The 6214-nt window shown below is 55.6% G+C and carries 3 protein-coding genes and 2 tRNA genes; 4 read left to right on the forward strand and 1 reads right to left on the reverse strand.

Features of this window, described 5'->3' with window-relative positions; all coding sequences use genetic code 11:
* Positions 1 to 105 precede the first annotated feature (105 nt).
* Together ACLPGZ_RS07915 and lnt are read left to right on the forward strand one after the other, a co-directional pair.
* Positions 106 to 987 carry an HlyC/CorC family transporter gene (locus tag ACLPGZ_RS07915; RefSeq protein ID WP_009463852.1) on the forward strand — a complete coding sequence of 294 codons (882 nt, stop codon included), beginning with the start codon at positions 106 to 108 and terminating at the stop codon, positions 985 to 987.
* Positions 974 to 2593: an apolipoprotein N-acyltransferase gene (gene lnt, locus ACLPGZ_RS07920; protein ID WP_239055143.1), complete on the forward strand. Its 1620-nt coding sequence runs from the start codon at positions 974 to 976 to the stop codon at positions 2591 to 2593. Before ACLPGZ_RS07915 ends, lnt begins: the two co-directional genes overlap by 14 nt.
* A 53-nt stretch (positions 2594 to 2646) precedes the next feature.
* Here lnt and ACLPGZ_RS07925 read toward each other — a convergent pair whose 3' ends face one another.
* Complete coding sequence (locus tag ACLPGZ_RS07925; RefSeq protein WP_239055142.1) at positions 2647 to 5469, reverse strand: EAL domain-containing protein; 2823 nt, start codon at positions 5467 to 5469, stop codon at positions 2647 to 2649.
* A 556-nt stretch (positions 5470 to 6025) separates the two neighbouring features.
* On the opposite strand from ACLPGZ_RS07925, the gene ACLPGZ_RS07930 reads away from it, so the two are divergent.
* A tRNA-Ala gene (locus ACLPGZ_RS07930) sits at positions 6026 to 6101 on the forward strand.
* Positions 6102 to 6126: 25 nt separating this feature from the next.
* Positions 6127 to 6202, forward strand: a tRNA-Glu gene (locus ACLPGZ_RS07935).
* Positions 6203 to 6214: the final 12 nt, after the last annotated feature.

The raw sequence follows: 6214 nt of genomic DNA on the forward strand, positions 1-6214 counted from the left end.
GCGCCAATCCTCACTTCCCTTCCCGCATTCCGAATGATGACAGGTACATACCTTGTCATCATTTTTCGGTTATGCTTGTTTCTTCCTTAACTCGTCCTTCGGACAATGTCAGACTCTGCTCCCGACCCCGAGCCCCGCCCTTCCAAGGCCAGCTCAAACAATCCCATCTCTCGCTTAAGTGCTTTTTTCAATCGGCGTCACGAACCCGAAGACCGAGAAGACCTTAAGTCTGTCCTGGTTGCGGCCCACGCCCGCAAAGTTATCGACGACGAATCGCTGTCCATGATCGCCGGAACACTGGATATGGCCAACAAAACAGTGGCCGATATCATGGTGCCCCGATCCAAGATCGATATGCTGGACATCGCCAAGCCGTTGACCGAGATGCTGCCCATCATTATTGAAACGGGCCACAGCCGCTTTCCGATCTACGAGACGGAGCGCGACAATATCATCGGTATCTTGCTGGCCAAGGACCTGCTGCTCTCGATCGCCAATCCCACGCTGGATTTGCGCCCGCTGATTCGCCCTGCGGTATTCATTCCCGAGACCAAGCGCCTGAACGTCTTGCTGCACGAGTTCCGTGGCAGCCGCAATCACCTGGCCGTCGTTATTGACGAGCACGGTGGTACAGCAGGCCTGGTCACCATGGAAGACGTGCTGGAACAAATTGTAGGCGACATCGAGGATGAATACGATGAAGACGCCGAGCAGACCATTTTCCAGGCCGGCCCCGACAGCTGGCGTGTCATGGCACTGACTGAAATCCCCGATTTCAACGAAGCCTTCCAGACCCACCTCCCTAACGACGACTTTGACACCGTAGGTGGTTGGCTGGCGTCCGAATTGGGACATATCCCTCGCCGGGGCGATGTGGCCCAGCTTGATGGCATCAGCCTCACGGTTGTCCGTGCGGATGCCAAACGAGCCCTTTGGTTGCACGTTCAGCGAGCCACACCCGCCGAGCCTAATCTTGAACAAGCCTGATTCCAAACCTTTACCCCAGGCGCTTGGCGTCGCTTTACTGCTGGTCCTGGGGGGCTTGCATGCCCTGTCCTTTTCCATTGGCCCGCTGCCATCCTGGATTCTGCCCTTCTACCAGATCACCTTGCTGGCCATTGCCTGCTCGCAGATCATGGGTTCGACGTCCGTGCGCCAGGCCTTTGGTCGCAGTTATCTGTTTGGGCTGGGGCATTTTGGCGTAGGGGTTTATTGGCTGTACATCAGCATGCACCAGTATGGTGGCATGCCCTCCTGGATGGCCGCCCTGGGCGTTTTGCTGCTGGCTGCCGCCCTGGCCCTCTTTCCTGCTCTGGCTTCAGCGGTTTGGCAAAAACTGCGCCCCAAGCACGATAGTGATTCCTGGCTACCACGATTATTGTTATCAGCAGGCTGGGCAAGCTGCTGGGCACTCAGCGAATGGCTGCGCGGCAATTTGCTGACCGGCTTTCCTTGGTTGAATATCGGCTACGCCCACGCAGAAGGGATGTTTACCGGCTGGGCACCCGTTGTGGGTGTGTATGGCCTGGCCTGGCTGTCGGCTTTCAGCGCCGCCGTGATTGCCCAGTTTGCCGCCTCCAAAGACAAGAACCAAAGCCCTTCCAGCGCGATCGGCATTGGTATCGCCATGATTTTTGGCCTGATCGGGATCAGTCTGCCGCATATTGCCTGGGTCCAGCCCCATGGCGCGCCCTTTATTGCCCGCCTGGTGCAAGGCAATATCGATCAAAGCGCCAAGTTCGGCCCCAATATGAGCGAAGGTATAGAGCGTTACTACGAGCTGGCAAACCTGCCGGCCAAGACCCCCGAAGACGCGCCGCGCCTGATTGTTCTGCCTGAAACCGTTATTCCCGTGTTGCAAAACCGCCTGGAAACCAGCTTCTGGTTGCGCTGGACGGAACTGGCTCAGCGCCATCAAGCCAATCTGGTGCTGGGTGTCCCCATGGACCGTGGCACGGTCAACGGCAAGCTGAGCTACACCAACAGCGCCTTGCTGATCAGCCCCGAGACTCGGCCCCAGGACATCATCAATAGCACGGCCAGCTACTACGACAAGCATCATCTGGTGCCTTTCGGCGAATTCATCCCCACCGGCTTTCAATGGTTTGTGGACATGATGAATATCCCGCTGGGGGACTTCCATCGTGGCGCCTTGCCGCAAGCGCCCTTCAAGATGGCGGAGGGTCGTGTTGCCCCCAACATCTGCTATGAAGACGTGTTTGGTGAAGAGATCATCCAGGCCGTGCAAGGCAGTCCTGGCCAGGAAGGCGCTACCTTGCTGTTGAACATCAGCAATCTGGGCTGGTTTGGCGATTCCTGGGCCTTGAGCCAGCACTTGCAGATCTCCCGTATGCGGGCTCTGGAAACAGGCCGTCCCATGCTGCGTGCCACCAATACCGGCATGACAGCCGCCATTGACCCTTATGGCCGTGTTCGTGCGGTTCTGCCGCCCCTGACGCCGGGTGTGCTGGATGTGGAAGTTCAAGGCACAACAGGCCTGACTCCCTACGTGAAATACGGCAATCTGCCCTTCTTGATCTGGGCAGGCCTGCTTCTGATTATTTTTGCCTGGCGCTCTCGTCGTCAGGACTGAGCACCAACAAACTCACGGCAGGCTTTGCGCTAGCAGGGATTGAAAGGATTCTGCTATTGCAAAGCCTGCGGTGCATTCGGGTACAAGCGCGCGGCAAAACCACCGGCACGCTCCCGATTCCAAGTCTTGCACCAGTCCACGAACTCATCCGCCGGGATGGGCGTAGAGCACAAATAGCCCTGCATATAGTCGCAACCGGCGTTGTTCAACAAATCCAGTTGCTCGTGACTGGTCACACCTTCTGCCACTACCCGCAAGCCCAGCTTTTGCGCCATGACAATCATGGCCTGAGTCAGCACCAGATCCTCGCTGCTCAGGGCCAGATTGCGGATATAGCACTGATCAATCTTGAGCACATTGATGGAAAACCGCTTCAGGTGCGACAGAGAGGAGTAGCCGGTGCCAAAATCATCCAGCGCCACACTCATGCCGTACTCCCGCAAGGAGCGCAACTGCTGCAAGGCTTGCCCCTGATCGTCCAGCAACAAGCGCTCGGTAATTTCCACCACCAGCGCATCGCCCGGAATGCCTTGGGTTTGCAGATACTCCACCCACTCGCGCGCGCAGGAGCCATTGAGCTTGAACTGCGCGGGCGAGACATTCAGGCTGACCCGGAAACCGGGGTCCAGCTCGTTGCGCAGTTTCACCGCGGCCTGGGCAGCCGTCTCGAACACCCATTCGCCAATCAGCACAATCAGACCGGAATCTTCGGAAAACGGAATGAATTCTGAAGGGGGCACCAAGCCCAACTGCGGGTGTTCCCAGCGTATCAAGGCCTCGGCACGGGTGACCTGCCCTGTACGCAAATCCACAATGGGTTGGTAATACAGCTGGAACTGCTGCTCGCTTAGTGCCTTTTGCAAATCCTGCGAGAAACGCAGACGCGCTTCCACGGCTTCGCTCATGGCAGGCAGGAAGCGGCAGTATTGATTACGGCCGCAAGCCTTGGCGGCGTACATGGCCATATCCGCATTCTTCAAAAGCTGGCCGGCATCATCGCCATCTTCGGGGAACAGCGTGATTCCCACACTGGCAGAAACAGACACCGAGTTCTTGCCCAACTGGAAAGGCTCTTCAATCGTGTCCAGCAAACAGCGACAAGTGCGCTCCACAATCGAGGTATCGCTGATATCCGAGATGATGACGGTAAACTCGTCACCACCAATACGGGCCACGGTATCTGTTACCCGCACACAGCGCTGCAAACGCTGAGCCACTTCCTGCAACAGGACGTCGCCCTTCTCGTGCCCCAAGGAGTCGTTCACATCCTTGAAAAAATCCAGATCCATAAAGATCAGCGCGAAAGGCAAGCCTGTGCGACGCGACTGCTCGCGCGCTTGCTGCAAGCGATCCTGGAACATCTGCCGATTGGGCAAGCCCGTCAAATGATCGTAATGCGCCTGCTTCCACATCTGCGCTTCACGCTTCTTATGGCTGGTGATGTCGGTGAACAAGCCAATATGGCGATACACCGTGCCATCCGGGTTCCAGGCAGTGCTGATGGTCAAACGCTCGGCAAAATCCTCGCCGTTCTTGCGTCGATTCCAGATATCGCCCTGCCACCGCCCGGTTTCCGAAATCTCGCGCCACATCTTGCGGTAGAACTCCGTGTCCTGACGCCCCGAGTTCAGGATAGACAAGGTGCGGCCCCGCACTTCGTCCAGCTCGTAGCCGGTGATGCGGCTAAACGCCGGGTTGGCATCTACCACATGGCCAAAACGATCCGTTACAACAATGGCTTCGCAAGTGTTCTCGTACACCACGGCCGCCAAACGACCCGTCACTTCGTTGCGCACCCGCGTGGTGATGTCCTGCACTACTGCCACCATGCCCATACGGCCCTCGAGCTCGATGGGAATGGCACAGATCTCGACATCAATGGATTTGCCGTCATAACGCAATGCCCGCGTTTCATAGCGCAAACTGCTGCCACCAGAACGCGAATCGGGCACCACTTGAGTCAAAGAAGGAAATCGCGGCGACAGAAAGACTTGATCAACTGTGAACTCCTGGCGCAATTGTGCACGGCTATATCCCAATGTCTCAGCCAGCTTTTTATTGACGAAATCAAAGCGGCCATCGCGGGATAAATAAACTCCCAATAAAGGGTTGTGGCTCAAACTGCGGCATATGGCGTTGAGCTGGGACAAATTGCGCTGCTGAATAGAAAGCTGCGCATCCAGCTGTTGAATCTGCAAACCGCAGTAATTCAAAATCTGCGACAAATAACGCGTTTCACTAGTGCCTGAACTGGTGCTTTTTGCACGGTAATTGCCGCCAGTAAAAGCCTGGCCTTGAGCCACCAGCTGTCGCAAGGGATCGGCTGCCCACGCACGCAACATGAAGTAGGACAGACATAGCGCGATCAAATCCAGACCCAGCATGAAGAACACCGTCCAGCGGTGCTGCGAGCGGACGCTTTCACGCGAGGCATCAAACGCATCCAGCAATTGCTGGGTGTTATGACGAAATAACGAGTCTTCCGCGTTCAGGCTGGCCGCTGGCAAGAGCACTTGCTCGGAGCTGACCGGAAAATCCAGACGCATCAAGCGCCGCTGCCATTCATTACTTAGTTGAGAGACCAGCCCCAGCAAGGGCTTGTCCAGCGGGACCAGGACCACACCATCGACTACCCCGCCATCGCGCAACAACTGCGCCACCCCTTGGAACTGCTGATCCAAGTGGCGCAAACGGGCAGGCGTCGAACTGGAAGGCGCGGCCAGCGCCACGGAATAGCTGATATCAGAGAGCTGGCGCAGGAGGCCGCTACTTGCCTGCAGACGAATTTCTGCCTGGTTTTGCTTGTAAATGACAGTAACCGTTGCGGAGATCAACAACAGCCAGACCAACAGCACCCAAATCAGCAAAGCACTCAAACTGATTCGTCTTTGTGCATCCACTGGAACAGGCAGAGGTGATGATATGCACTGCTTTGCTGACATAGCGCCATTAAATAAAAAAATGCAGGCTAAGTGAGGGGCCTACAAAACGTAATTATTGCAGGTGAAATGTTACTCAACGAAGCATACCATCATTAGATTACAGAGCAGCGCAAATTTCTCACAAACCCTGCATTTATGCGCCTAAGAAGGGAATTAGACGAGCCTGAAAGGGACAAAAAAACGACGCTAATAGTTGAAAGCATTTCCTTCTATTGAGCCACAAATGAAATGTTATGACACAAAGAAGATACAAAACTCCGTATAAAACAAAAAGATACAAGCGCATTTCAGGCTCACCCTGAGCCCTGTTTTCGGCTTCCGCACGCCGGGGGTATCGCCTCCTCTGCCTGCCCCATGCCTCCCCTCTGGCAGCCCCTCTGAAGTTTTTTCACTTTATTTTGGTTTTTTTCTTCAAAAGACTTGCACAAAGATAAAAACACCTTCATAATCTCAATTCTTCGTTGGTGGTCGACAAAAAGAACACCGAAATGGGGGTATAGCTCAGCTGGGAGAGCGCTTGCATGGCATGCAAGAGGTCAGCGGTTCGATCCCGCTTACCTCCACCAAAACGACGATTTAGTTGTAAGTCCTGTCCCCTTCGTCTAGAGGCCTAGGACACCACCCTTTCACGGTGGGTACAGGGGTTCGAATCCCCTAGGGGACGCCAAGATTCTTGGCA

The sequence above is a fragment of the Alcaligenes sp. Me129 genome, assembly GCF_050487245.1.
Classification (GTDB): domain Bacteria; phylum Pseudomonadota; class Gammaproteobacteria; order Burkholderiales; family Burkholderiaceae_B; genus Alcaligenes; species Alcaligenes phenolicus.

Bases quoted from the DNA above. Each gene is read 5' to 3' on its own strand.
- ACLPGZ_RS07915 (WP_009463852.1), top strand. From the start codon at position 106: ATGTCAGACTCTGCTCCCGACCCCGAGCCCCGCCCTTCCAAGGCCAGC.